The sequence below is a fragment of the Paraburkholderia sp. SECH4 genome (genome assembly GCF_030511745.1).
In the GTDB taxonomy this organism is placed as follows: Bacteria; Pseudomonadota; Gammaproteobacteria; order Burkholderiales; family Burkholderiaceae; genus Paraburkholderia; species Paraburkholderia madseniana.
This window is the reverse complement of record NZ_JALOCP010000029.1, coordinates 74,657-99,971: the sequence shown is the minus strand read 5'-3', so window position 1 is coordinate 99,971 and position 25,315 is coordinate 74,657. Positions and strand designations below refer to the sequence as shown.

The 25,315-nt window shown below is 59.9% G+C and carries 22 protein-coding genes; 16 read left to right on the top strand and 6 right to left on the bottom strand.

All coding sequences use genetic code 11. From position 1 onward, the window contains the following. Window positions 1-70: 70 nt before the first annotated feature. Window positions 71-577, bottom strand: a complete 507-nt coding sequence (locus tag M0D67_RS30615; protein ID WP_266240839.1) for a hypothetical protein — start codon at window positions 575-577, stop codon at window positions 71-73. 838 nt (window positions 578-1,415) lie between these two features. Continuing rightward, a complete protein-coding gene (locus tag M0D67_RS30610; protein ID WP_266240838.1) occupies window positions 1,416-2,909 on the bottom strand; it encodes a replication initiation protein in 1,494 nt (497 codons plus the stop codon). A gap of 1,230 nt (window positions 2,910-4,139) precedes the next feature. Here M0D67_RS30610 and M0D67_RS30605 point away from each other — a divergent pair. Further along, window positions 4,140-5,357 (top strand): ParA family protein, encoded by a 1,218-nt coding sequence (locus M0D67_RS30605; RefSeq protein ID WP_266240862.1) that lies wholly within the window; start codon window positions 4,140-4,142, stop codon window positions 5,355-5,357. Beyond that, window positions 5,354-6,328, top strand: coding sequence for a ParB/RepB/Spo0J family partition protein (locus M0D67_RS30600; protein WP_266240837.1), 975 nt, complete (start codon window positions 5,354-5,356; stop codon window positions 6,326-6,328). The genes M0D67_RS30605 and M0D67_RS30600 overlap by 4 nt, the downstream gene beginning before the upstream one ends. 453 nt (window positions 6,329-6,781) lie before the next feature. On the opposite strand, the gene M0D67_RS30595 is transcribed toward M0D67_RS30600, so the two are convergent. The 4 genes from M0D67_RS30595 to M0D67_RS30580 are packed head-to-tail and all read right to left on the bottom strand — an operon-like array spanning window position 6,782 to window position 9,796. Continuing rightward, a complete protein-coding gene (locus tag M0D67_RS30595; RefSeq protein WP_266240836.1) occupies window positions 6,782-7,999 on the bottom strand; it encodes a tyrosine-type recombinase/integrase in 1,218 nt (405 codons plus the stop codon). After that, window positions 7,996-8,475, bottom strand: a complete 480-nt coding sequence (locus M0D67_RS30590; protein WP_266240835.1) for a hypothetical protein — start codon at window positions 8,473-8,475, stop codon at window positions 7,996-7,998. Before M0D67_RS30590 ends, M0D67_RS30595 begins: the two co-directional genes overlap by 4 nt. Before the next feature lie 31 nt (window positions 8,476-8,506). Next, a complete protein-coding gene (locus tag M0D67_RS30585) occupies window positions 8,507-9,100 on the bottom strand; it encodes a hypothetical protein (RefSeq protein WP_266240834.1) in 594 nt (197 codons plus the stop codon). 36 nt (window positions 9,101-9,136) lie between these two features. After that, window positions 9,137-9,796, bottom strand: a complete 660-nt coding sequence (locus M0D67_RS30580) for a hypothetical protein (RefSeq protein ID WP_266240833.1) — start codon at window positions 9,794-9,796, stop codon at window positions 9,137-9,139. Between the two features lie 211 nt (window positions 9,797-10,007). Between M0D67_RS30580 and M0D67_RS30575 the strand changes: the two genes are divergently transcribed. From M0D67_RS30575 to M0D67_RS30510, 14 genes are all read left to right on the top strand, one after another. Continuing rightward, complete coding sequence (locus M0D67_RS30575; protein ID WP_266240832.1) at window positions 10,008-10,415, top strand: hypothetical protein; 408 nt, start codon at window positions 10,008-10,010, stop codon at window positions 10,413-10,415. 82 nt (window positions 10,416-10,497) lie between these two features. Continuing rightward, window positions 10,498-10,881, top strand: coding sequence for a hypothetical protein (locus M0D67_RS30570; protein ID WP_266240831.1), 384 nt, complete (start codon window positions 10,498-10,500; stop codon window positions 10,879-10,881). 26 nt (window positions 10,882-10,907) lie between these two features. After that, window positions 10,908-11,363 (top strand): hypothetical protein, encoded by a 456-nt coding sequence (locus M0D67_RS30565; RefSeq protein WP_266240830.1) that lies wholly within the window; start codon window positions 10,908-10,910, stop codon window positions 11,361-11,363. Next, window positions 11,360-11,614 carry a hypothetical protein gene (locus tag M0D67_RS30560; RefSeq protein ID WP_266240829.1) on the top strand — a complete coding sequence of 85 codons (255 nt, stop codon included), beginning with the start codon at window positions 11,360-11,362 and terminating at the stop codon, window positions 11,612-11,614. Before M0D67_RS30565 ends, M0D67_RS30560 begins: the two co-directional genes overlap by 4 nt. Before the next feature lie 9 nt (window positions 11,615-11,623). Then, entirely contained in the window at window positions 11,624-11,953 is a 330-nt protein-coding gene (locus M0D67_RS30555) for a hypothetical protein (protein WP_266240828.1), read from the top strand. An 11-nt stretch (window positions 11,954-11,964) separates the two neighbouring features. After that, on the top strand, window positions 11,965-12,366 hold the full coding sequence (locus M0D67_RS30550; RefSeq protein WP_266240827.1) for a hypothetical protein: 402 nt from the start codon (window positions 11,965-11,967) through the stop codon (window positions 12,364-12,366). Further along, complete coding sequence (locus M0D67_RS30545; protein WP_266240826.1) at window positions 12,363-13,163, top strand: hypothetical protein; 801 nt, start codon at window positions 12,363-12,365, stop codon at window positions 13,161-13,163. Before M0D67_RS30550 ends, M0D67_RS30545 begins: the two co-directional genes overlap by 4 nt. Continuing rightward, window positions 13,160-13,474 (top strand): hypothetical protein, encoded by a 315-nt coding sequence (locus M0D67_RS30540; protein ID WP_266240825.1) that lies wholly within the window; start codon window positions 13,160-13,162, stop codon window positions 13,472-13,474. Before M0D67_RS30545 ends, M0D67_RS30540 begins: the two co-directional genes overlap by 4 nt. A 6-nt stretch (window positions 13,475-13,480) precedes the next feature. Then, window positions 13,481-14,338 carry a hypothetical protein gene (locus M0D67_RS30535; RefSeq protein ID WP_266240824.1) on the top strand — a complete coding sequence of 286 codons (858 nt, stop codon included), beginning with the start codon at window positions 13,481-13,483 and terminating at the stop codon, window positions 14,336-14,338. A gap of 808 nt (window positions 14,339-15,146) precedes the next feature. Further along, window positions 15,147-18,392, top strand: a complete 3,246-nt coding sequence (locus tag M0D67_RS30530; RefSeq protein ID WP_266240823.1) for a helicase-related protein — start codon at window positions 15,147-15,149, stop codon at window positions 18,390-18,392. Further along, window positions 18,389-19,204, top strand: a complete 816-nt coding sequence (locus M0D67_RS30525) for a DUF4391 domain-containing protein (protein ID WP_266240822.1) — start codon at window positions 18,389-18,391, stop codon at window positions 19,202-19,204. Before M0D67_RS30530 ends, M0D67_RS30525 begins: the two co-directional genes overlap by 4 nt. Further along, window positions 19,201-21,237 (top strand): site-specific DNA-methyltransferase, encoded by a 2,037-nt coding sequence (locus tag M0D67_RS30520; RefSeq protein ID WP_302273663.1) that lies wholly within the window; start codon window positions 19,201-19,203, stop codon window positions 21,235-21,237. The genes M0D67_RS30525 and M0D67_RS30520 overlap by 4 nt, the downstream gene beginning before the upstream one ends. A 15-nt stretch (window positions 21,238-21,252) precedes the next feature. After that, entirely contained in the window at window positions 21,253-24,366 is a 3,114-nt protein-coding gene (locus tag M0D67_RS30515; RefSeq protein WP_266240821.1) for a type III restriction-modification system endonuclease, read from the top strand. A gap of 63 nt (window positions 24,367-24,429) precedes the next feature. Beyond that, the gene (locus M0D67_RS30510) at window positions 24,430-25,236 is read left to right on the top strand and encodes a hypothetical protein (protein WP_266240820.1); all 807 of its coding nucleotides are present in this window, start codon (window positions 24,430-24,432) and stop codon (window positions 25,234-25,236) included. Window positions 25,237-25,315: the final 79 nt, after the last annotated feature.

Here is a 25,315-nt window from a genome sequence, read left to right as displayed (position 1 = left end):
GGGCTCAAAGCGTGCAATGTTGGTTTCTAATCCCGGTCGCATTTCGCGCGGATGTGGAGACAGGCGTCATTCACGTCTGTTGGCGTCGAGTTGGGATAGGAACCACGTTTGTCGCCACGCGTCTTTCGCTGAGTTTTGCGACTGCCTGAACAGGCACGTACTCGGGTTTCGATGACGCTACACCGATCCATCTGAAATCGTTGTCCCTGCGACCGACGAGGTAGAGCTGCAGCGGCTCTCCCGACAGGTTGATTTCGAGGTAGATTGCGGACGGCGAATCGCCAAGGGCGCGTATGCGGGCGGTTTGCTCGCGGTCTAGCGCAATGGTGGCGGCCGGCGGGGCCGTGATCGCGGGTGAAAGTTGCAGTGCCTTGCTGTCTGCTGAAAAGAGCCAATGCAGGGTTGTGCTGCCGAAACGTTCGAACAGAAACGCTTCCAGGTGTTCGTGGTTCATTCGAATTTCTTTGCCTAGAGTCCGTATCCCGTCCAACGGGGTCGAACAATCAAATGTCGCGGGGCCACGAAAACCTGCCCCAAATTGTATTGCTCTGGATTGCAAAAAATTGGTCGTCAGCATACGCCGATGCCAAACAAAATAAAATGGCAATCAGTTCACATGATGAACAAAATTTCCACGCTGATAGCGACTGCGTCCAGGACCTAGCTTGGGCAAAATAGCCTGGCGCTGGGACCACTCTCCTGCCCTTTGCAGTCAGCAGGAAGTCGGTCAGGTTAAAGCGGTCGCAGGATACCTGATCTCCATCGCCGCCGGTTTACACCACGCTTTCAGCGTGAGAATTCGTGGCGATCGACTTCGTACTCTCTCTTCCGGGCCGGCGTGATGGGCCAACTATCTAACGGCAACTCGGGCGACTTCTTTAGGATTTTCGGCACCGGCTGGCGCCTATCAGCTCAAGACGACTCGGCCTATGCGAACCGAGTTGCCTCATTGGTCGCCTTCCGGGCCTGCTAAATGTGTGTACCTGAAGCAAGCCACTAGACTTGTCGCTGCAAAGCGGTTTGCCTTGTACCCTTGCGGCGAACACCTTTCGATTTCCCTGTGATCCAGCGTCCGTCTCGATGGGACGGTTGGGGCGTTCGGTACAGAGACAACCCGTTGTACGTTGTGGATTGACGATCATTCAGGCTGCGGTGTGCGCTCGCGGGAGTGGCCCCGCGAATCTTGCCACCTTCGACGGCGGCTCTGTCGTAAAAACGAACCGCTCCTCGTTCATCTAGTTCGCGAGGGCGGCTGCTTTCCGTTTGAATTGATCCGTGCCTGTCTCGAACAAGCCGTCCAGAACGGCGGTTGAGGGCGCGGCGATGTCCCGGTCTGATGGGTTTTTAAGGAAATGTGACAAGTTACTCGCTGTCGATGACTCACAGCTTTCGGAGCGGGTAGTGCGACTTTAAGTCTACTTTCGTGGCGCGCGTCCGGCCTTTCTCAGTTCGCCGGCAACAAAGGAGCCAAACGTATTGGCGATATCCGGAAAGGTCAGGATGTTCGCCTCTGTTACCTGGGCAGGTTTAAGCATCTGACGTTCAATCGCCCGGAGCCCCATTGTGCTCGATGCGACAAACTTGCGGACAAGGTCTTCCCGTTTCTTCTTGTCGGCCGTGTCAAAGTATTCGCGCGCAAGGCGAATCTCGTCGTGTCGACGCTGTTCGGCCGCGGCGTTAGCTGCCGCCAAGTTGTCCGCTACTGCTTTTTGGATGTCGGACTTTGACTCCTTTTGAACCGTCGTCGCGGCAACCAGCTGAGCCTGAATCAATTCAATCTGTTTATCGGCTTCGGACACCCGGTAGTTGTCCGAAAGAGCTTTCATCATGTACCCAGCAGCAGTTTTAATCTTGTCGCCCTGTCGGATTCTCCATCGGGTGTATTCAATGGCCTGTTGAATGCGTTCATCGGTCCACACGGCCCGGTTCTGCGCGATTGTTTCAAATTGTTTTTCGGACAGCGCGAAGTCATTCTGCAGTGTCATGAAAAGCGCTACAGAATTGAGCATATCCGCCTTCGAGGCCACAGATGCTTCCTTGCGCTTGAGCCTGAAACGAATCTGATCTTTCTTTCTCGAACCAGGTGTCCCCGCGCGCGTTTCGTACGTCAGCTCGATATCAGACAATTCGTTGATTTGGCTAACGGCTGGCTCTAGATAATCGCGCTTGAAGTATTTGAATTCAGCATTGTTTGCCCATGACTTTCCGGGCAGGTTTCTAACGAGGTCGAGCGGCAGCCACTCAGTTACCGCATTCGGAACGAATGGCAGGACATGGTCGTAGATTGCGCGGGCATAGATGAGCGTGAATCGCGAAGTGATTAGCAGGCTTGTCCAGTAGGAGTTCTCTGGGTCCTTGATGAGACGTTGCAGCTCGACCGGGACCCTGAATCGAATCCGACCATTTCTGACACTCACGCGACCTATGAGCTCAAGCCAGTCGCCGTCCTCAGTCTCAACCACCAAGTCCTTATCCGCCTCATCGTCGTCTGCCCTTCCCTTTTCGTCACCTCTTTCGACGGATTCTTCCACCATCCGTCCAGCCGAATCGACGGACACGACTGGGGCGCTTGTCACTTCGAGCATGGACGACTTGACGCTACGTATGACGCTTGAAAAATGCTTCTTGTTTTTACTGTCGTAGCGCATCAGCCATTTGAAAAAGCTTAGCGTGACATCGTAGGCTTCCTGGATCTCAGGGTCCTGCGCAACGATAAAGTAGGCGGCGTCGACGAAACGCCTAGCGGATAGACCGAGGCCAATAATGCGAGCAAAGACTCGGTTCTTTTGATAGCCGATATCCTTGTCAGAGACGGCCTCGTTGATAGACCCGCGTGCGGGCGCCATTTCGACGAAAAGGTCAAGCGCATATTGAAGCGGGGTCACTCGCCGTTCGACGCTGCTGGCCATTCCTGTTCCCTGAAAAATGCAGCTATTCTTAAGCCCAAATTTCAGCAAACTCTAAGCATATAAAGGTGAGATGTCAATGAGGACGTCTCACCTTTGGCGCCCGCGACGGACGCAGTACACCATCTCTCACCTTCGGTACAACAAGTCTCACCGCCAATTCAGACATGTGCGCTCCAAAGGTCTGTGCCAGCTGGTTTCCACCCGGTTATCCACAATCCTGCCGCCAAACCTCTCACCTCCGAGCGGGCCACGGCACCCACTCTCACCTTTTGGTCAATCGAGTCTCACTGTTTAGCCTTGAGACTCCTCACCTGAGGGGTACATTTTCTCTCACCTTTGGGACATCAACTCTCACCCTACGCGGCTTAACGTATTGATATTTAAAGATTTATGTTTCGCTTGTTAGTATGTATGTTCGTTTTTTTTTATAAGACAACTTACAAACGGAGTGGGCAGAGCATTGGCTTTATTGAAGGTTCTGTACGAGGATGCTCGCGTGCAAGCACAACGGCAACATTCACCCGGGGGATTGTCAACCGGCAATACTGAATGCTCGACCAGTAGAACTGGCGCCGTCACGGTGCTAGTGACCCCGAAGCAGCCGATGTAGATGAATGGCGGACCTTGCCGTAGTGCCACCACGAAAGGTGAGAGATTTTGTACGCGTGGTCTACCGTCGAGATTGCTCGCGGAACAAACAGGACAAGGTCTCCCAGGACTACAGTGAGGCGCCGATGCCCAACGGGCGCGAGGGTCCGTGGCTAGCCGTCGCTCAGTGGGACGGCGAGAGACTTCGTGCCCAATCTGCTCTTATACGAGCAGGCGGGCAAATTCGGTACACAATCTCTCACCTTTATCTCCGCTTCGTGCCTAGGGAGACGGAATTGTTATAGACACGCGGTGTTGAGCGGTGGTTCTAGTGACGCAGGCCAGTTTTCCTAGAACAGCATGTCTGATCTGTCCCAGCTGGGGCAGCAGACCGATCGCGTCGTTTCTTGCTGCTCGACCTAAATACCCTCAACGTGAACTCGTGTTGCTCTTCAAAGGTGAGAGATTTTGTACCGGTAACGGCGACCATTTATCGGCTGTCTGCTGCCGGTCTGCGCGCCCGACCATATAGAAAACAGTGGCTTACGCGTGACTCTTCAGGGTTCAGGCGATGAAAAAAGCATGTTTTTGTGTTTTTCCTGTATTCTCCGTTTAGCTTCAATTTTCAGGGAAAACTCAGAAATGGCCAATGTCAGTCAACCGATGCCGATAGACCGAACCGTGACGCTTGAGGAAATCTCCGATTTCGCCGACGTCGTCACCGATTACGCAACTGAGTTGCGAGACCAGATTCTGGCGCCGCGCCCGCGCAAGGAAGCACCGGTGTTCACTACGGGAGAAGTCGCTGACCTGTGTGGGTTGACGCGCCAGCAAGTGCAATACCTTGCAACGAAGGGAGACGGCGTCTTGCCCGAGGGGCAGTCCACGGGCACCGGGCGAAGCCGTAGTCGGCTATTCACATTGGTTGAGGCTCGAAACTGGGTGCAAAAGGTATCGGACATCTACCAGACACCACTGGTAGTTGGACCGAGTGACTTTGAGGGCAAAGTGATCGTTACTTCCCAACTCAAGGGCGGCTCGGCCAAGACTACGTCAGCCATGTGTATTGCCCAAGGGCTGACCTTGCGTGGAAGAAAGGTTGCCGTAGTTGACCTCGACCCCCAAGCTTCCCTTTCGGAGTTATGTGGCTTATATGCTGAGAAGGAAGTCTTCGCTGACGACACAGTGCTCCCATATATCTATGACCAAAATGTGGAGGGCGGCCTGCTGGCGAAAGTGCAGAAGACTTATTGGGATGGGATAGACATCATCCCTGCTCATACGGAGCTAGTCGGTGCCGAATATCACCTTCCAGCGATGCAGATGAAGATTCCCGGCTTCAAATTCTGGCAGGTGCTGCGAGACGGGCTTGCGCCTTTACGCAAGCACTACGACTACATCATCCTAGACACGTCGCCTTCCCTTTCGTACCTGAATTTGAACGCCCTTTTAGCCGCGGATGCGATGGTCATGCCCATGGTTCCGGAGAATCTCGACTTTTTCAGTTCACTATCGTTTTGGCGGCTTTTCTCCGACGTTGCCAAGTCCTTTATCAAATACGAATCTAATAAGAAGTATGACTTCGTGTCCGTCTTGCTGACGCGGGTGAATTACAGTACCACTTCCGCGGCGCCTGTCGTGCGGACGTGGGCTCAAGGCGCTTACCGGCACTGGCTGTCCCAGTTCGAGGTTCCAGCTAGTTCCGTGATGAGTTCGGGGGCGCTTGCGTTCACAACCGTATTCGATATCAGCAGCTCGCACAGCCAAGCCAAGTCCTTGGCGCGGGTAAAACAGCCGCTCGTCGACTACTGCCGATGGGTCGATGACATGTTCGTCCAACAATGGAGGCCAGCACAATGAGCAATGGCAATATTCGTGACCAGATGCTGGCAAAGACCGCGGGTCTTCGCTCGACAGCGGAAAGAACTCCTGACGCCGGCCGGCGCGCGAGTCGTACAGAGACCGCGCCGGGTATGGCCGGGGCGTTGGCGGCCGCGCAATTGAGGGTCCAGGAACTCGAGTCGACGGGCACCTCGTCGCAATTGCCTGTTTCCGCGATCGTGCCGAATCCGTGGCAGCCGCGGCGGGTATTCAATGAAGCCAAACTCTCTGAGCTGGCGGAATCGATTCGCGAAGTGGGACTTATGCAGCCCATCGTTGTTCGGCGCGTCGAGTCGGCGTACCAGATTGTCGCGGGGGAACGCCGCTGGCGGTCACATAAGATGCTCGGGCTTGAGAACATCAAGACAGTAGTGATCGAGTGCTCCGACCAAGAAATGATTGTCTTGGCGCTTGTCGAGAATCTGGGACGGGACGACCTTTCTGACTATGAGGTGGCCATCTCCATCCGCCGGTCTGAGACTGAGTTTCCAAGCCGCAAGCGGTTGGCGGAGTCACTGGGCCTATCGCGCACGGGCCTATACCAGTTTCTCGCGTTTCAAAATTTGCCTGACTTCATCAAGAAGGATCTAGATCTGCAGCCTGCTCTTCTCGGGTGCAACGCCGCTGAGGAAGTTGTTTCTGCTCTGAAAAGGCACGGTGCGGAGGCTGAAGGCGCTGCGCAGGAGCTGTGGCCCGACGTGGTCAAAGGCGAGCTGGCGCAAGGCAAATTCGCTCCCGCCATTGTCGCGATGGTTACACGTCGCGCGACTGGGACTGCGGCGCGGGAGCGCCTCATTGAGAAGTTTTTCGCCGGCAAGGATCAGGCCGGAAGCATTACCAAGGATGTCAACAATTTCACGGTCAAGATCAAGACCGGGTCATTAACCGAGGCGCAGGAGACTCGAATAAGACAGCTCATTAGTGAACTGTACAAGGGTGAACCGCGCTGAGCATCAGGCGTGCCCCCTATGGAAGAGCCCGCCGCGAGCGGGCATTTTTGTCTTCAGTCGAGGCTACCCTCGGTGTCAGTAATACTGACACTCTAAGTGGTCGCCAGAGGTGTCCGAGTCTTACAGAATTGCGGTGTCAGTATTACTGACACACCGAAACTACTCTCGGCGCGACAATTAAACTACTTCGAGCGTTGGCGCGCGATCGGCGAGGGGCGCCGCGGCAATGATGGTTCGTGGCTACCGCCCCGCTACGCGCCCCATTTCGACGGATCACGGGCGAGTGGCGTTCCTGAGCGCGTGCGTGCCGGCAGAAGATCCGGAACGCCAGTCGGGCCGGTGATGGCCTTCATGGCATGGCGGCCACCCATAGTCGTGTCCTTTCTAGTGTTATCTCGACCGTTGTCGAGGTTCGGTCCGCGGAAGTATTTGGAGGCCGACGAAACGCCCGCCTCAACGGGCGTTTCGTCGGGCGTGGGATGTAGCCAGCGCTCTCTTCATTGGCTCGTCGTCGACGTACTGATTGAAGGTCCGCATATCGGCATGGCCCATGTTCTCCAACGCGGCGCGCGCGTCGAGCCCGTTGCCAACCGCGGTTGCCAACCCTTTCGCATAGGAGTGGCGGAGCCAGTGGGTGGAGGCGGCTTCAAACCGCTCCGCATCGACGCGACGTAGGTGGGCGCGCGCGTAGACCAACGCTTCTGCACACAGGCCCGTAATCAGGTTCCAGACTGTCGTCCGGCTGCGCAGTCCTTTCCAGTTCCCGAAGCGCGTGCGACGTAGCGAAAGCAGCAGGGGCAAGGTTTCGTCCGGCGCTGGCACGGGCGGCAGTCCATAGGCCATGCGGTAGGCCTGAAGTGACAGCGCGATCTCATCGCAGGGCACCCAGCGCGCCTTGCCGCCCTTACCGCGCTCGACGCGCAGCAACCACTGGAATGGCGGAGCGTCGGGAAACTCGCGCCGCAGTTCGGGGGAGACAGTTTCGATGCGCACGTGACCCATGACACAGCGAACCGCCTCGGTGGTGCGCAGGCCTGTGCGTTCGAACAGATCGACCGCGAACAGGTCGCGCGCTTTCGCCAGACGGGCTTCACGGGACAGTTCTGGCCGTGCGGCGATCACCTCGCGGATCAGGGCTGTGTCGTCCGGCGCCAGAAAGCGCGCCTGTTTTTCCGGCTGACGACGGCCCACGGTCGGCATCCCGGTCGCCGGATTCAACTGCAGGTAGCCAACGTCGCGCATCCAGTCGAATAGAGACGTGACGATCTTCTGGGTCTGTCCAGCGGACCGGTCGCTGAGCGGTTTGAGGAATGGCCGCCAATCTGATGATCCGCGGCGAACCCCCGGCCGGCGGATCGCCCATGAAGCAGGGGCTTGCAGGAACGCGAGATACGACGCGAATTCGTCCATTGTCCAGCTGGAGACTGTGGCGCCGGTCTGCCGCGCGTACCAGAACAGCCGCTCGGCCTCGGTGCGGTACTGTTCGAGCGTCGTGGGAGAGAGGCGGCCGCGCCCGGTTGCCTTGGCCCGAAGCCACCGAGCAACGACGTCCTCGTCCGATAGGTCCGGCGGCAGGATCGGGCTTTGCACGCGATTCGGTGTGTCCGGCACGCGCCCGACAGAGGAGCGCGTGCCGTCGGGGGGCGGGAGGGGCGGGACGCGATCGTTCAAGGAGCGTCCCCGGACGGCGTGCCGCCGGCGCCAATGCTGATCGCGGGCGGGGCGACGAAAACCTCCAGCACGCTGGCCAGCGGCGGGCTGACCAGAATCCCGAAGAACCCGCAAACGTCGTACGGATGCGCGAGAAAACGCCGCGATCGCTCAGAATCCGGCAGCGTCACGTCGACCATCTCGCCGCGCGCCGTCAGCACGACCGAGTGGGCGACGAAACGGTAGGGCGCGTGCGTGGCCGGATCGCCCTGGGCGTCGAGCAGCCAGCCGCGCAGCACGACGTCGCCCGGGTGTGCGCCGGCCCAGCGGTCGGCCAGGTCATGACAGAACGTCCTGTCCGGGCGGCCTGCCGGCGACGCCGGGCCGTGCAGCTGCGCAAAATCCGGCTGTTCGCTCTCCAGCTTCGCCAGCAGTGCGGCGCCGAGCGCGACGAACGGATTGCCGGGTGGCTGGCTGTGTGTGACCAGGTTGTTCATCGGGGCGACCTCCTGCGGCGCGGCCGGGCGCCTAGCGTGGCGTGATGGTGACAGGCTGGCCCTGCGTGGCCGCCCAGGCGGCAAGCGCCGCATGCGGATCGGCGTCGACCTGAAACGCCTTCACTCTCGATACCCGGTGGGCCGCGGTGGCCGGCAGCGCTTCTGCGACCCACCAGCTGTTATCCGGCCGGACGAAGGCCGTGAACGCCTGGTCGCCTGCCGTGACCAGCCAGTAACCGGTCATTGCGTCGCGGGCGAGCTGCAGCGAGGCCGTCAGCGCGTCAGCCGCCGCTTCCAGCGCTGCGTCGACGGCAGCCTGGTCGGTCGGGCCGTTTACGGTCAGGTTGACGCGCACGTCGTCCAGATAGGCGATCCAGTCGCGCCGGAGCCCGTCCATGTTGGTCGCGTTGACGGGTTTCCAGTCCACCCCGGCGAGGCCGGGCAGCAGCGTGTACAGCTCGCTGCTCGACACCATCTGGCCGTCGCGCAGGGGGCGCAGGACCGCCGGGGCCGGGCCGAGATCCTTGTCCCGGAACGAGAGCGAGGCGGGGGTTCCGGGGATCGCCAGACTGAAGGAAGAGACGTGGAGGCCGGTTTCAACGGGGCCAAAGGCAGTAATCGTCATGGTGTGGGCAGGTGGTTGGAAAGGTGGGAAATGACTTCACCGCGCGTCGGCGGCCGTCGGCGCTGCCGCCGACGTGAGCAGGGCCGTCACGTCGGGTTGACGCAGCGCGGCGCCGAGTTCGGCGTACTGCGGATCGTCCCCTTCGTCGGAAAACCCCCAGCGGCCGTCGTGCAGCATCACGGCGTACTTCATCGCGTCTGCGGGAGGGTAACCGTTCAGCACGTCACGCGCGGCGATCGCCACCAGCGCCGACCGTTCGTGTGGCAGCAACGTCGTCCACCCGTACTCCGGCAGCGTCCGGCCCAGGTGCGGCTCGACGGCCGTGCGCAGGGCCGCAGCCAGGTGCGTGACACGCTCGACGCGCGGCAGCTCGGTCTCGAGGAAGGCACGCATGCCGGGTTCCAGCGTGACCACGAAGCCTGGCCGGTACGCCGGCGTGTCGGCGTGCGGCGCGCACAGGCAGCGCAGCTCGTCGCCGGCGACCGTTTCGAGCAGCTCGACGTCGCCAGCGGCAAACTCGTGCGGCACGTCGGACGTCAGTCGCGCCCAACCTTCCCAGCGGGGCGAGATCGCGTCGACGCCGATCGACAGCGTCGCGTCACCGGGCTCGCGCCAGTCGGACAGCGGGTGAATCCAGACTGCATATTGATTGCCCTCGATGCGCACGCCGTCGAACTCACGGTGAACGGTGATCATACACACTCCGGAAAAATAAGGGTAAACCCTATGTTAGCTTTGAGTCGGGGCTGTATAAACCCCCATGCAAGTTACTGAACATTATGGCGGTAATGTCCACTAGAGACAATCTGAAGGATTAAAACAGGTACAAAAATACCGCAGAATGTGGCAGGATTCCGTCGACGGTCATCGCAGGGGCGGTGGCCACCGACGCGGGATCTGCCAGCCTATGCCATTCATCGCCATCGACACCATCCGCACCGACCAGAACCGGCCGGATGGCCTCTCCCATGTGAATCCTGATCATGTCAGCGCCGTCGCCCAGCCGCGCGAGAATCCGCAGGGCTGGACTCATATCTTTCTCGATGCACTCGACGATAGCGGCGGCGCCCGGTCGTTGACGACCGCCCGCGAACTGCAGCACGTGCTCGCGCGGTTCGGCCCGTTCGTCGAGATCCGGCGCCTCGAGATCCAGACCGGCGACAACTGGCCGGTGTGGCATGTGCGCGTCGCCGCGATTGTCGCGCTGGTGCCTGCAGGGGAGGGGCGCGGGCGTCTCTTCCTGAAAAACAGAGCAGACCTGTGGGTCAACTACGCCGACGTCGCGACGTCGCTGGCCAAAAGCAGCGCGACGTAAGAACAGACCGCACACGCGATGCGCGACGGACGCCCGTCGCATCGCATGAACGTCATGGCGTCCTACACAATGGAGCAGGTGCATGTCAGATCATGAAAACAATGGGAATCCCGAGGCGCTCGACTGGATCAGCGCCAACACCGGACTGGACCTTGTTTCCCGCGGTCAACTCGACAACCGCGACGAATTCACGGGCGCGCGTGTCGCGCGGGTGATCGAACGTCTGCTCGATCAGCTCGCAGAGCGGGGCAGGGCGGCCTACGACGGCGAGGACACCTTCCTGCGTCGCGCGATCGCCTGCTATGGCGAAGGAGATGACGAGTCGGCCGTCGATAATGCCTCGCGGGCGGCGGCCATGGGCAATGGTGTGCTTTTCTCGGGCTTTGATGACCCCGACCGGTCGGTCCCGCTGCGCGATGCATTGAGCGAGGCACGCGCCGCGCGTGCGTCCGACCTTGCCTCCTGAACCTGTGCCTGCGCGAGGAGTCTGTCATGACCGGATCTACATACCGAAAAACTTTTCAGTTCCAGACGTCTCCCGGCCTTAACGCCGGCGTGCGGACCTTTACCGTCGCGATCACGTCGACGCTGCACGAATACCGCGCGCGCGTCACCGAGATGACGTCCCGCGAGGGGCCCGTTCCCGTGATGATTTCCCACGCGGCCGGTCATCGCAATGATCTGAGTCCACCCGCTTTTCACCGGATGCGCCGGCACCACCGCGGTGAGCTTTATGGCACCGTCCTCGCGGCATTGCGCAATGGTCATGTTGAGCGGATCGACCGGCAGCCGCACGTGCCGAACATTGCGGTGTTTGACTGTTTCATTCGCGTCAGTCCGGAGCAGCTGGAGATCATGCATCCGCCGTTTGGCGATGCGGTCGAGGACGACATGAGCGACTGGCCTGGGGCGCTGAAGGTCTTTCCGGAGACGGGGGAAAGTGAATGAGCCCGATCGCGGCAACGGCAGCGTTCACGCGCGCGGCCTACCTGCGTGCAAAGGTGCTCGACAGTCTTTCAGGGCAGGGCCACGACCAGGCGCTGCTGTTCGGTTCGCTGAACAACGACGAGAGGGCTGACGCGTACAGCGAGGCACAGACCGCGCTCGCCAACGAGGCACGCAAACTTCTTCAACTCTACCCGCATCCGGACTTCATGGCTGGCCGGGGGTGGGCGAACGCAAACGGATTTGACGAGTGAGGGAACACGATGGCTGACGTGCTCGAGCTGGTGTCGTTTGGACTGCCTCCGACCTTCCCGCCAGAAGCGATGCCCGACGCCGGCGCGCAGTTTGTGAAGGCGTGCTGGGCCGGCATGACGAAGGGCCAACTGCTCACGCGTGCGCGCAAGCTCGGCTGGCGCCCGAGTTGGGAACGGCAGGCGCACATGGTCGCGGAGGAGGGTATCGAGGTGTATGGGTTCGCGCTGGTGATCGACGGCTGCGTGGTGCCGCTCATGGCGCGTATGCGACGTGTGGCCGGCGTCACGAAACCGGCACGGCCGCCGGAACGTGACACGCGGCAGCAGACACTTTTCTGAACGGGACTTCGATGACGACACTCAGTGACGACTGCCGTTCACACCTTTACCGCATCGTCTGGGAAACCCGTGAGGGCGTCAGCGTGCTCGCCTATACGCTGGCATTCACGCGCGAGGGGGCACGCCAGCTGTTTCACCAGCTGATCGCTCCGATCGCACGCGAGCCGGTCGACGAGCTGGTGCTGTACAACCTGGACTCCTACCGGGACCTGACCGACAAGGGCGTGAGCGAGGATGAGGATCTGCGCGTGTTCGAATCGGGGTGGCAGGGCGACACGGTGATTTTGTGGGCCGAGCGGCCGCTTTTCCTGACGGCCGATCCGACACTGGTGGGCAAATGGGCCGAACTGCAGGCCGATCTGGCTGCGCTGCACACGGCTGATGCAATCAGTCGCATCGGGAGAAAACCGTGAGCGGCACCCTTTACCAGATTACGCAGACGGCTGCACATGTGTGTAGCGCGTTGCCACTTCCAGCGCCTGGTCCTGTCGAGCGGTTGGTCCGCTGGGGCGACCACTGGCAGACACTGGTGGGCGCCGTCATTGGTGGACTCCTGGGCGTAGTTGCCGCGCTAGTTGTCGCGGCGACGGTTGCGCGTCGTGAACGACGGATCGCCGCGGCAATGGTCCTGCCCGAAGTCCAGCAGCTCACAGCGGCCCAGCAAGGATGGACAAGTTATCTGGAGAAATGGGCGGTGACAGAACCGGCAGAACGGCAAAAGCTCCTATGCCGGCACCTCGTCGAGGATAGGCCAGGCGTTTCCGCGCTTTATACGCCGATGATCGCTCAGGTTTCCGACATAGACCGCCGTCTATACAGCCATCTGTTCCAGTGTCAGATGACCCATCGGTCCTTTGAAGCCGCGCTCGCGCCGTTCGCGGAGAACGACAGAATTTTTCACGCACAACAGAAGGTGCGTGCTCAGTCCATTCGATCGGGCGTGCCGTTGACCCAGGCGTTCCAGGAGGAGAGTGCGCATATGGAAGCGATTCTTCAGTTTCACGCGATGCGCGCCATTCGAGCATGGACGTACTGCACCGAACACGCCGAACTGGCGAACTACTTTCTTGATCGGCTGATTTTTAACCGCTGGCCGCGTCCGTTGGCGAGGCTACGGATGCGCTGGTGGCCGAACGACGTCGACCGACGTTCGGCGCAGTTCCTGAAGATGGGCAAACTGCCCAGCGAGATGACGGAAACGAATCAATGACGCAGCGCACACTCAAGACGGCGATTGGTAATCGCGATGTGACCGTTCAGATGGGATGGGACCGACCCCTGCAGTATCTGTACATGGTGATCGACTACGTCGACAGCGAGGACGACGAACCGCTGTACAGCAACCTCAGTGTTGATGAAGCAGGCCTGCGTGGAAAACTGGCCTATTTCACGAAAAAGACCCGGCCTTTCGGCATCGAGGTCCCGTCGACCATGCTCGCAAGAATCCAGTCCGACGAGGCACTGAACCTTGCGAACGGAACATCGACCTTCGACACCGCCGGTGTCGATACACAGGAGTAAGGTGGAGTGGCACGTCCCCGCATCGAATGGCGTGACGCAGCGCTGCGTTTGATCATGAGCGGTATATCACGCTATGACCAGCAGTTCCCGCAGGACAACGCACAGTTTCTGGACGCCGTGATCGACGAGGTCCGCACGGTCACCGGCAAACTGTACGGTGCGGGCACGTACGCACGGCTACTACGAGACACGGCCGTATCAACCGGTGTCACGCGTCGCCCCGGCAACAGTACGATCCAGAAGGCGATTGACCGTGCGCAGGCGCTTGCGCCGGCGCACGTGTCGGGCGACGTCTCAGGTGAGGCGCCGGCGATCGACGTGCATACGTTGCGCCGCGTGGTCGAGCCCGTTATCAGGGATGCTTTGGCGCCGCTTCATACACTGCTTGCCCAGTTACTCGAGACTTCGCCGCCAGTCGCGACACGAGGCGGTATGGTGTCCACGGGTGAATCCGATCTGCAGTTGCAGATCACGCAAGCCTCGCTGGAAGATGCGTATGTGCGCATGCGTCGAATGGAAGAAGAAGGTAGCCAACTGCGAAGGGAGCTGGGGCGCGCAGAGACGCAGGCAGCGGTTGCTGAAACCCGGATTGCGCAGCTGCTGGACGATCTGAACAGGTCGATCGCGGCCTCTGCCGCCGGCGCCGATGCCCTTGCGAAAGCGGCGAAGCGCCTGGAAGGCACCGAACAGTTCCTGAAAGCGCAGAACGATGCGGTGCGCCAGCAGGCGACCGCCGAAGTCGACCAGCTACGGCGGCAGGCGCAGCAGCTGCGGGAACGGATCGATCACCTGACAATCGACAACGACCAGTACCGCCGCGCGCTCGTGAAGCAACGGAGTGGGGGCGCTTCGGAGAACAGCTGAGCGGTTTATCTGCGACGCTCCAGGGCAGTCGGTCGCCGGGAAACCGACGCGCAGAAAATCGGCTTTACACTCCGTGGCAGGGCGGTTTCAGACGGGTTGCGTTCGATTCCCGCCGTACGCATGAAGTTGAAGACTTTCTCGGCGGTCTGATCGTCGTTGTTCCTGCTAATGGAGCCAGAGCCCGCTCGCTTGCCAGTGGGTGATGTCATGGGACCTAGTTTTTCCAGGAGGAACAGCATGTCCGCCTCGGTCCCGCCGTCCAGTGGATCGAAGTCTTGGAACTCCCATTCGGGGTGCCTTCAGCCCCCAGAATGGCGCACTCTCAACCCCCCCCCCGCACGGCGCTCGATCAGGCTCTGCCCGTCGCAACGGAAGAGGAAATCCCTGGACGGTCGGCCTTTAGACTTTCGTCGCCCCTGCCGTTATCTCAATAGCAGGTGACGCGGCTTCAACGATCGCAATTGGAAAGCAAGGGACAAGACGATTTTTCGTTAAAATCGCAGCATCTTGGGGGAGAGGCCAAGCGTCAAATAAATTAGAGGGGAGCGGAAGTAATGCCTGGACTGAACCTTCTCGAACGATTTCGGGGAAAGTGTTTAAAAGGGACAGCGAGTGAGCGTCACGCCAACTACCATGCCCACGAGATCTCCCACCGGCACAGCGCTGGCGGCGTTGATCGCCTGTCGCAAACATTGCTCGACGCCTGCGTCAATCTGAACCCGCACCGGATCGACGCCGTGCCGGCGCTCTGCCAATACTGGGCTGAGCGTTCCCGGCTGCGCTCCGCGTCAGTGAAGAAGGGACCCCAATGAAGTTTGTCAGCAACGCTGGAACCGACCGCGTATTGGACCTCGTACGCCCATGGCTGAAGCCCGGTCACCAGCTCGACGCCGTGTCACCGTCGTTCTCGCTGTTTGCCTTTGCCGAGGTCCTGGCCGATGCGGTCAAGCTGTCGCAGGCGCGCTTGGTCCTTCCCGCCGTCGACTCCGCCAACGCCTCGGACCTTCGATTGCTCGGCAACGCCGCTGACCGGCCCGCTCGCAACCAACTGCAGGCTCCGTGGCTTGCGCGAAAGTTCGCAGCTTGGGTGGAGGGCAAAGCCCACGTGCGGCAGGCCAGCGGGGCGATCCCTCAGGGTACCTTGGTGATGCGCGATGCGGCAGGGCAGGCACAGCAAGCCGTGCTGGGTTCTTTCGCCTTCAGCACGGAGGGGCTAGGCCTGACCCCCGGCAATCCGTTGAGCCTGGTTCAGGCCTCCGAGAACTCTGCCGAAGCCGCGATGCTCAGCCAGTGGTTCGACGCGCAGTGGGCCAGCCTGAAGGACCAGCCGGAAACCAAGGCGGCGCTGATCGACGCCATCAAGAAGCTCTCCGCCCACCGCGACCCGACTAGCATCTACACCTTGATGCTGCACCATCTCTTTTCCGGCACAGGCGAAGGGATGGACGAGGACCGCATCGTCAAGTCCGCAACGGGAATTCGCAACACGGTTGTATGGAAGAAACTCTACAAGTTCCAGCGCGACGGCGTGGTGGGCGCGCTCGACAAGCTGGAACGTTTCGGCGGCTGCATCATTGCCGACAGTGTGGGCCTGGGCAAGACCTTCGAGGCTCTGGCCATCATCAAGTACCACGAGCTGCGCAACGATCGGGTGCTGGTACTCTGCCCCAAACGTCTGCGCGACAACTGGACGCTGTACAAGGCCAACGACCGGCGCAACGTGCTCTCGCCCGACCGGCTCAACTACGACGTGCTGAACCATACCGACCTATCGCGGGATGGTGGGCACTCTGGCGACATCGACCTGTCGCATGTGAACTGGGGCAACTACGACCTGGTGGTGATCGACGAATCCCACAACTTCCGCAACAAGAAGACGCCACGCCAGGGCAACGAAACCCGCTATGACCGCTTGATGCGCAAGATCATCCGCGAAGGCGTGAAGACGCGTGTACTGATGCTCTCGGCAACTCCGGTCAACAACCGGCTGGCCGACCTGCGCAACCAGATCGCGTTCGTCACCGAGGGTGACGATACGGCACTGGTCGACCATGGCATCGCCAGCATCGACAGCACCACCCGCCGTGCGCAAAAGGCCTTCAACCGTTGGCTGGAGCTGCCCGAAGACGAGAAGACACCCTCGCTGCTGGTGGAGATGCTCGGCTTCGACTACTTCGCGTTGCTTGACCACCTGACAATCGCCCGTTCGCGTCGCCACATCGAGAAGTACTACGGCACGGCCGAAACCGGCCGTTTCCCTGACCGGTTACCGCCTATCAACATCAAGGCCGACGTCGACCGCGCAGGAGAGTTCCGCTCCATCCGCGACATCAACCTCGAGATCCGCCGCCTCAACCTGGCCGCCTACGCTCCACTGCGTTACGTGCTGCCCCACAAGCAGGCCGCCTACGACGCGAAGTACAGCACTGAGATCCGTGGCGGCGAAGGCTTTTTCCGCCAGGTGGACCGTGAAGAGAGCTTGATCCACCTGTTGCGCGTCAACGTGCTCAAGCGCATGGAAAGCGCCGTGTCGTCGTTCGCGCTCACCGTGCACCGCCAGCTCACGGACGTGGAGGCCACGCTTGCGCGCATCGAGGCGCACGACCACGAAATCGAAGAGTTCGACATCGCCGATGTGGACATCGACGATCCAGCGTTCGAGGCCTTGCTGGTCGGCCGCAAGGTGAAGGTGCTGCTGGGCGATGTGGACCTCATCCGCTGGAAGCAGGACCTTGCCGAAGACCGCAACCGCCTGGCCACGCTCTACGCCGCTGCCGAGCAGGTCACCGCTGCACGCGATGACAAGCTGTGCAAACTGCGCGATCTCATCGCCGAGAAATGCAAGAATCCCAGCAATGCCGGTAACCACAAGGTCATCGTCTTCACCGCTTTTGCTGACACGGCCACCTACCTGTTCGAACACCTGGCTGGCTGGGCCAAGTCCGAGCTCGGCATCGAGTCGGCGTTGGTCACTGGCTCCGGCCGCAACCGGTCGACCTTGCCCGGCCAACGCAGGGATTTGACCAGTATCCTCACCGCCTTCTCGCCGCGCTCAAAGGAGCGGCCGGAGGAGCTTGCCCACGAGGGGGAACTGGACTTGTTGATCGCCACCGACTGCATTTCTGAAGGCCAAAACCTGCAAGACTGCGACTGGCTGGTCAACTACGACATCCACTGGAACCCGGTGCGCATCATCCAGCGCTTCGGGCGTATCGACCGCATCGGCTCGCCCAACGAGCGCATCCAACTCGTGAACTTCTGGCCCAACATGGAGCTGGAGGAGTACATCAACCTGGAGCAGCGCGTCAGTGGTCGCATGGTGCTGCTGGACATCTCTGCCACCGGAGAAGAGAACCTGATCGAGCAACAATCGGGTAACCAGATGAACGATCTGGAATATCGCCGCAAGCAGTTGCTCAAGCTGCAGGACGCAGTCATCGATCTCGAAGACCTGTCCACGGGTGTCGCCATCACCGACCTGACCTTGACCGATTTCCGCATCGACCTGGCTCAGCACCTCAAGGCGCACCCTGGCAAGCTCGAATGCATGCCGCTGGGGGCCTCTGCCGTAACCACCAGCATCGACGCCGACATTCCGCCCGGCGTTGTGTTTTGCCTGCGAGCCGAGGGACCCGCGGCTGAAAAGACCATTGACCCGAGTTACCCGCTCGCACCGCACTACCTCGTACATGCAGGAGATGACGGCACGGTGCTGCTGCCGTATACCCAGGCCAAACGCATTCTCGACCGGCTCAAGCGGCTGAGCTTGGGGCGTGACCTCCCCGACGCCACCGCCTGTGCGAGGCACGACACATCAACCAAGCAGGGCGAAGACATGCGCCGCGTCCAGCGACTGCTCGCGGCGGCCGTGGCCTCGGTTGTCGGCAAAAGCGAAGAGCGGGCCGTGGCCAGCCTCTTCTCACCGGGCGGTACACACGCTAGGTCCGGAGAGTTTGCAGGCTCAAACGATTTCGAGGTGGTGGCGTATCTGGTGGTTCTCGCTGGCAACGGGCAGGACAACATCGATCAGGGCAGCATGGAGTCGGCCACATGACGGTTCCAGGGATTGCCCCCCCATCTTTGGTCCTCACCAGCCGTGATTTGATCGCCGCGCTCGATCTGCCGGGACCAACACTGGTCAACCAACGCGTGCCCAAAAAGCTCCTGGTGGAGAACGGCTCGCCTACTGCCGCCGACAAGAAGCTCATTCAAGACGGCATCGAACAGATCACCTGGGTGGCCGCGCTCAAGCCTGCCAACATCGGCGTTCCCGAATTTCGGGACGAACTGCGAGCCTACCTGGAACTGGCCGTACTGTGCATCACCTTGCGCCAGCCAGCCAAGACCTCGCGCATTGCCGAGCTGGTGCACCGCGCCATCCCTTACCCGCTTGTGCTGATCCTTGAAGACGGCACCGACGTGCTCGTGTCGATGGTGCACATCCGCTGGGCACAACGGGAGGCCGACAAGACTGTTCTGGATGACGGGCGAGCCGAGATTCGCTTCCGCGATCACGTCACCGGCGACACAGCAAGTCTGAAGGCCTTCCTGCAAGCGCTGTCCCTGAGCCGCCAGCCGCGAGCCGATCTGTACGCGCTGTACCAGGGTTGGATTGACAGCACTACCGCGCTGGAAACGGCTGGCATCACGGGTCGGTTCGTTGCCAGCACGTCACCCGAACAGGCCGCTGCTCGGCGAGCCGCCTTGCATCGCTGTCGCGAAATCGACAGTCAGGTGGCGAACCTGCGTCTCGGAGCGGCGAAAGAGAAGCAGATCGCCCGACAAGTGGCCATCAATCTGGATATCAAACGACTTGAGCAGGAACGTGCCTTGGCGATTTCCGAACTGACCGAAGGCAATTCATGAACGTCGCCACGCACCTGCCCCAAAAAGGAAACAGCAACATGATCGAAAAATTGGAGGCCACAAGTGCCGAAGCACAGAGTGCCGACCTCGTGGCCGACAACATCGCCAAACTCAAGGCCCTGTTCCCAGAGCTGCTTACTGAGAGCGTCAATGGCGCCGCAATCAACGTGGACGTGCTCAGGGCATTGGTCGGCGATAAGACGGCGAGCGACCTTGAAGAGAAATACGGCCTCAATTGGCACGGCAAGCGCCGCGCGCGGCAGCTGGCGCTGACGCCCAGCACCGGCACGCTGCGACCCTGCCCGGAGGAAAGCGTGGACTGGAACACCACGCAGAACCTCATGATCGAGGGCGACAACCTCGAGGTGCTGAAGCTAATGCAAAAGAGTTACGCTGGCAAGGTAAAGCTGATCTACATCGATCCGCCATACAACACCGGGAAGGACTTTGTGTATCCGGATAATTATCAGGACAACATCAAAAACTATCTGGAGCTGACCGGGCAAGTGGAAGGTGGCAAGAAGATCAGTAGCAGCAGCGAAGCTAACGGACGCTTTCATACCGACTGGTTGAATATGATGTATCCGCGGTTAAAATTGGCAAGGAATCTGTTGCGAGATGATGGGGCAATTTTTTGTTCCATAGATGATATTGAAGTCCCTCGCCTGAGAGGCCTCCTCGACGAAATATTTGGCGAAGAAAATTTTTTGGCTCAGTTCAGTTGGAGAAGTGACGGGAATTTTGATAACCAGGCAAAAGTAAAGATTTGCCACGAATACATTCTGCTTTATGCGAAGTCTGTGGACAATTTTCCGCATCCTCCCGTAGTGGACCCGAGCACGCCCACCGACAGCAAACTTTTTCGACCAGAAATCCGAAACACTATTGTAAAGAATGGGCCCAAAAACCCCGTTAGTAAAATCACACTCCCGAGTGGGTTCCCTGCCGACTTTGAAAGCGGTCGCATACCGTCAAGAACGGCACCGTGGCCAGTTTATCTAAGCGACGCGCTTGTCGAAAATGGAAAGTTGGTGAACTCGGTGGTGGTCGAGAGTGGTTGGAGTTCCAAGGATTTGGCACTTGAGTTCATCAAGAACAATTGCACACCAATTCAAGATAGCAAAGGGCAAGAGACATCATTTGTGATCTCAAAATCAGGTGCGATCGAAGTAGTAAAGCGGCGCTCCGATTATCAAAGTCATGTCATTTCCGTACTTAACGGTTTCGGCGGGACGCAAAAGGCAACGGCACAACTGACAGAGATCGGAGCGTTCTTCAATGGCTACCCTAAGCCTGTTGATCTGATTCGTTACATCGTCCAGATGACCGATGGTAACGATGCCGTGATCCTTGATTTCTTTGCTGGATCAGGTCCGAGCGCTCATGCCGTTATGGAACAGAATGCTCTGGACTCGGGAACTCGTAGATACATTCTGGTGCAGATTCCAGAGCCACTTGACCCATCGGACGAGAAGCAAAAAGCCGCCACGAATTATTGCGACAAACTCGGCAAACCGCACAGCATCGCCGAACTGACCAAGGAGCGCCTACGCCGAGCAGGTGCAAAGGTCAAAGCTGACAACCCCATGTTTGCTGGTGACACTGGCTTCAGGGTGTTCAAGCTCGACAACTCCAATATCCGCGCCTGGAACCCCAATCGCAACGATCTCGCGCAAACACTGCTCGATCATGAGGAACATCTCCTGCCGGGACGCACCGAGGCAGATATCCTCTATGAGCTGTTCCTCAAGCTTGGCCTCGATCTTTGCGTGGTCACAGAGATGCGCCCGATTGCCGGCAAGCAGGTGCAGGCCATCGGCGGTGGTGTCTTGCTCGCCTGTCTGGCCGAGAAGATCGCTCGCGAAGACGTCGAGCCGCTGGCGCAAGGCATCGTCGCCTGGCACGAAGAACTTGCGCCCGCCGGTGACACCACCTGCGTGTTCCGCGACAGCGCCTTTTCCGACGACGTGGCCAAGAGCAATCTTGCCGCCATCCTGCAACAGCACGGCATAGCCAAAGTGCGCTGTCTCTGAGAACCGGTGCCGATAATGAAACTGCATTTCGAAGCCGATCTGCCCTACCAAGGCGACGCAATCGAGGCTGTGTGCGATCTGTTCCGCGGCCAGGAAGTGTGCCGGTCCGAATTCACCGTGACTATGCGGGCGCCGAGCACCGAAGCGACAGCCGCCGGAGGCCCGCTGCAAGCGACGCTGGAAGGCATGCAAGAGACCGAACAGGGGGGCGTCGGCAACCGCCTAACCCTGCTGGATGATGAGATCGAAGGCAACCTGCGAGCCATTCAGCTGCGCAACGGCCTCGCGCCTTCCACCAAGCTCTCGGGCGACTTCACAGTAGAGATGGAAACCGGTACCGGTAAGACCTATGTCTACCTGCGCACGGTGTTCGAATTGAACAAGCGCTACGGCTTCACCAAATTCGTAATCGTGGTGCCTTCAGTCGCCATCAAGGAAGGCGTCAACAAGACGCTGCAGATTACTCGCGAGCACTTCGACGCGCTTTATCCCAGCGCGAAGGGCTACGAGTTCTTCCAGTACGACTCGGCCAAGCTCGGCGACGTGCGCACCTTCGCCACCAGCCCGAACGTACAAATCATGGTGATCACCGTTGGAGCGATCAACAAGTTCGGCGATGAAGAAGAGGCGGCGGCCGAAGAGTCTGACGAAGTGCATCGCCGCGAGAAGTCAAAGAACGTAATGTATCGTGCCAGCGAGAAGACGGGGTACGAGAAGCCTATCGATCTCGTTCGCAACACGCGTCCGATTGTTATCGTGGACGAGCCGCAGAGCGTGGATGGTGGCATCGACGGCCGCGGCAAGAAGGCGCTGGACCGCATGAACCCTCTGTGCAGTCTGCGCTATTCGGCCACCCATGTGGACAAGCACAACATGGTCTATCGGTTGGATGCGGTGGACGCCTACGAACAGAAGCTTGTCAAACAGATTGAGGTGGCGGCAGCGACGGTGGAAGCCGCCAACAACAAGCCCTTCGTGAAGCTGGTGTCGGTGAGCAACAAGCACGGTGCCATCACGGCCAAGGTGGAACTGGACGTCGAGAACCGTGCCGGTGCGGTGCAACGCAAGCAGGTCCCAGTGCAAGATGGTGACGATCTTCAACAGACCACGCGGCGCGTGATGTATGCAAACATGCGCATCGGCACGATTCGTACCGCCAAAGGCGATGAGTTCGTCGAACTTCATGTCCCCGGCGATCAGATTTACCTGCGACCGGGGGACGCCTGGGGCGACGTGGATGCTACCGCCGTGCAACGCGAGATGATCCGTCGCACGATCAAGGAGCATTTGGACAAGGAGAAGCTCCTCGGCCCGAAAGGCGTTAAGGTGTTGAGCCTGTTCTTCATCGACGCGGTGGACAAGTACCGGCAGTACGACGAGGACGGCAACGCGTTGAAGGGCGAGTATGCGCGTATCTTCGAGGAGGAATACAAGCGCTGGGCCAAACACCCGGATTATCAGAGTCTGTTCGGCGAGATCGACCTGAACAGCGCTGCCGACGAAGTGCACAACGGCTATTTCTCGATCGACAGGAAGAAGATCGGCAGCAAGACGGTGGAGGTGTTCAAGGACACAAGCGGCGAAACTAAGGCCGACGACGACACCTACAACCTGATCATGCGCGACAAGGAGAAGCTGCTGAGTTTCAGCTCGCCGCTCAAGTTCATCTTCAGTCACTCGGCGTTGAAGGAGGGCTGGGACAACCCCAACGTCTTCCAGATTTGCAACTTCTCCACCCGTGAGACCGAGCGCTGGCGCCGACAGACAATCGGGCGCGGGCTGCGCCTGTGCGTCAACCAGGACGGCCAGCGCGTGCGCGGCTTCGAGGTCAACACGCTCACGGTAATCGCCACCGAGAGCTACCAGCAGTTCGCCGAAAATCTACAGAAGGACATCGAGAAAGAAACAGGCATCCAATTCGGCGTGGTTCCGGACCACCTATTCGCAGTAGTTGCCGTGACGCAGGCCGATGGCAAACAGGCGCCGCTCGGCTTCGAGCCATCCAAAGCGCTGGCCGATCATCTGAAGGCGCAGGGATATATCGATGCCAAAGGGAAAGTGCAGGATTCCCTAAAGAAGGCGCTAAAGGACAGCACGCTGGTGCTGCCTATCGAGTTCGAGGCGCAGCGCGCGCAGATTACCGAGCTACTGCGCAAGGCCTCCGGCAAGCTGGAGATCAAGAACGCCGATGAGCGCCGCAGTGTGCCGGTGCGCCGCGCAGTGCTGGACAGTCCCGAGTTCAAAGCGCTGTGGGACCGCATCAAGCAGAAGACGACCTACCGCGTGCAATTCGACAACAGCAAGCTGATCGGCGACTGCATCAAGGCGTTCGCCGATGCACCGCCGATCACGAGGACGCGGCTGCAATGGCGCAAAGCTGGGATGGCCATCGGCAAAGCTGGAGTTGAAGCCACGGAGCGGGGTGGGGCGGACATTGTCAACCTCAACGAGGCTGACATCGAGCTGCCCGACGTGCTGACCGAGCTGCAGGACCGCACGCAGCTGACCCGGCGCAGCATTGGGCGCATCCTGACTGAGAGCAACCGACTCGGCGACTTCAAACGAAACCCCCAGCAGTTCATTGAGATATCGGCCGACGTCATCAACCGATGCAAGCGCAACGCGCTGGTGGATGGCATCAGGTACCAACGTTTGGGCGATGCCGCGTTCTATGCGCAGGAGCTATTTGAACAGGAGGAGCTGACCGGATACCTGAAGAACATGCTGAAGGACACGGAGAAATCGGTGTATCAGCACGTGGTCTACGACTCGGATGTCGAGAAGGACTTCGCCGATCAACTGGAGAAAAACACGGCCATTAAGGTCTACGCGAAGCTACCCGGATGGTTCACGGTGCCGACACCGCTGGGCACCTACAACCCGGACTGGGCCGTGCTCGTGACCACGCCCGACGGCGACAAGCTGTACTTTGTTGCGGAAACCAAGGGCAGTCTGTTTGCCGACGATCTGCGCGACCGCGAAAGCGCGAAGATTGAATGCGGTCGGGCGCACTTCCATGCGCTGGCGGTGGGAGAGAACCCGGCAAGGTACGGCAAGTTCAAGGACGTGGCGGGGCTGTTGAACGAGGTTGCGGATCAGGACAAGGCCGTCAAGGAATGCCTGAAATAGTCGTTCTGCTCTCGTCGGTCAACTACGATCGCGACAATCGTCGGTAGCGGAAGTGGAGGGGCTGTGTTGACTTTGCATGAGGCGATAGCCGAAGTACTCTCGATCGCCGGTGAGGCGATGACTGCGCCTGCTATAGCGGCAGAAGTCAACCAGCTCGGGCACTACTCCCGCCGCGACGGGTTGCCCGTGCCCGCGAATCAGATCAATGCGCGCGTGAACAAGTATTCGCACCTCTTCACGCGCAGCGACGGATTGCTCGGTCTGCAAAGCGGAGCACAAACGAGCCCGGCGCTGGTGAGACCGACACGCCAAGTCCCTAATATGCCCGTGTCAGCCGAGCCCCTCCGGATTGATGGCGAGTCGAGGCAGTTGGCGCCCGTCGCCGACCTCCGCTTCCGTGACGTGGGAGTCATTGGTGAACTCCTTACAACCGGGCTACCACGGTGCGACTGGCTGGATCATTGTGGTGTCTACGCTCTGATTCTGCCGCCGGAGTGCGAGGTTTTCTTCTTGGATGCGGACCGTACGCGCGAAGCGGGCAATGTAATCTCGCCGTGGGAGGTCGATCGGCTGACGAGAAAGTGGGTTGACGGTACGCGCGTCGTATACATCGGGCTCGCGGGAGGTCGTTCGCCGCGTTCGCTCCGTAAGCGCCTCAGGGACCTCCTAAACCATTGCGCCGGAAAGACGTCGGGTAACGGTCCGCACAAGGGCGGGGAGATCATCTGGCAATTTGCGGCGTACAACTTGCTGTTGTTGCGCGCGATGCCCACGGGTAGTCCGCCCGAACCTCGCGACACCGAGCGTCAGCTTCTGGCATCGTTCCACAAGTTACATGGCACTCTTCCGTTCGCGAACCGGAAGGGATAGTACGAGGCATCGCTGGCTAATTCGGGCGTGGACCCGACCGCTCACTGCGCTCGCGGCGGGTAATACCGAGGGCCGTTGG

Coding starts and splice junctions, on each gene's coding strand:
- M0D67_RS30605 (WP_266240862.1), top strand. CDS start 4,140: ATGGCCAATGTCAGTCAACCGATGCCGATAGACCGAACCGTGACGCTT.
- M0D67_RS30610 (WP_266240838.1), bottom strand. CDS start 2,909: ATGGCCAGCAGCGTCGAACGGCGAGTGACCCCGCTTCAATATGCGCTT.
- M0D67_RS30515 (WP_266240821.1), top strand. CDS start 21,253: ATGAAACTGCATTTCGAAGCCGATCTGCCCTACCAAGGCGACGCAATC.
- M0D67_RS30580 (WP_266240833.1), bottom strand. CDS start 9,796: ATGATCACCGTTCACCGTGAGTTCGACGGCGTGCGCATCGAGGGCAAT.
- M0D67_RS30530 (WP_266240823.1), top strand. CDS start 15,147: ATGAAGTTTGTCAGCAACGCTGGAACCGACCGCGTATTGGACCTCGTA.
- M0D67_RS30540 (WP_266240825.1), top strand. CDS start 13,160: ATGACGCAGCGCACACTCAAGACGGCGATTGGTAATCGCGATGTGACC.
- M0D67_RS30520 (WP_302273663.1), top strand. CDS start 19,201: ATGAACGTCGCCACGCACCTGCCCCAAAAAGGAAACAGCAACATGATC.
- M0D67_RS30615 (WP_266240839.1), bottom strand. CDS start 577: ATGCTGACGACCAATTTTTTGCAATCCAGAGCAATACAATTTGGGGCA.
- M0D67_RS30590 (WP_266240835.1), bottom strand. CDS start 8,475: ATGAACAACCTGGTCACACACAGCCAGCCACCCGGCAATCCGTTCGTC.
- M0D67_RS30525 (WP_266240822.1), top strand. CDS start 18,389: ATGACGGTTCCAGGGATTGCCCCCCCATCTTTGGTCCTCACCAGCCGT.
- M0D67_RS30575 (WP_266240832.1), top strand. CDS start 10,008: ATGCCATTCATCGCCATCGACACCATCCGCACCGACCAGAACCGGCCG.
- M0D67_RS30600 (WP_266240837.1), top strand. CDS start 5,354: ATGAGCAATGGCAATATTCGTGACCAGATGCTGGCAAAGACCGCGGGT.
- M0D67_RS30585 (WP_266240834.1), bottom strand. CDS start 9,100: ATGACGATTACTGCCTTTGGCCCCGTTGAAACCGGCCTCCACGTCTCT.
- M0D67_RS30550 (WP_266240827.1), top strand. CDS start 11,965: ATGACGACACTCAGTGACGACTGCCGTTCACACCTTTACCGCATCGTC.
- M0D67_RS30555 (WP_266240828.1), top strand. CDS start 11,624: ATGGCTGACGTGCTCGAGCTGGTGTCGTTTGGACTGCCTCCGACCTTC.
- M0D67_RS30565 (WP_266240830.1), top strand. CDS start 10,908: ATGACCGGATCTACATACCGAAAAACTTTTCAGTTCCAGACGTCTCCC.
- M0D67_RS30560 (WP_266240829.1), top strand. CDS start 11,360: ATGAGCCCGATCGCGGCAACGGCAGCGTTCACGCGCGCGGCCTACCTG.
- M0D67_RS30570 (WP_266240831.1), top strand. CDS start 10,498: ATGTCAGATCATGAAAACAATGGGAATCCCGAGGCGCTCGACTGGATC.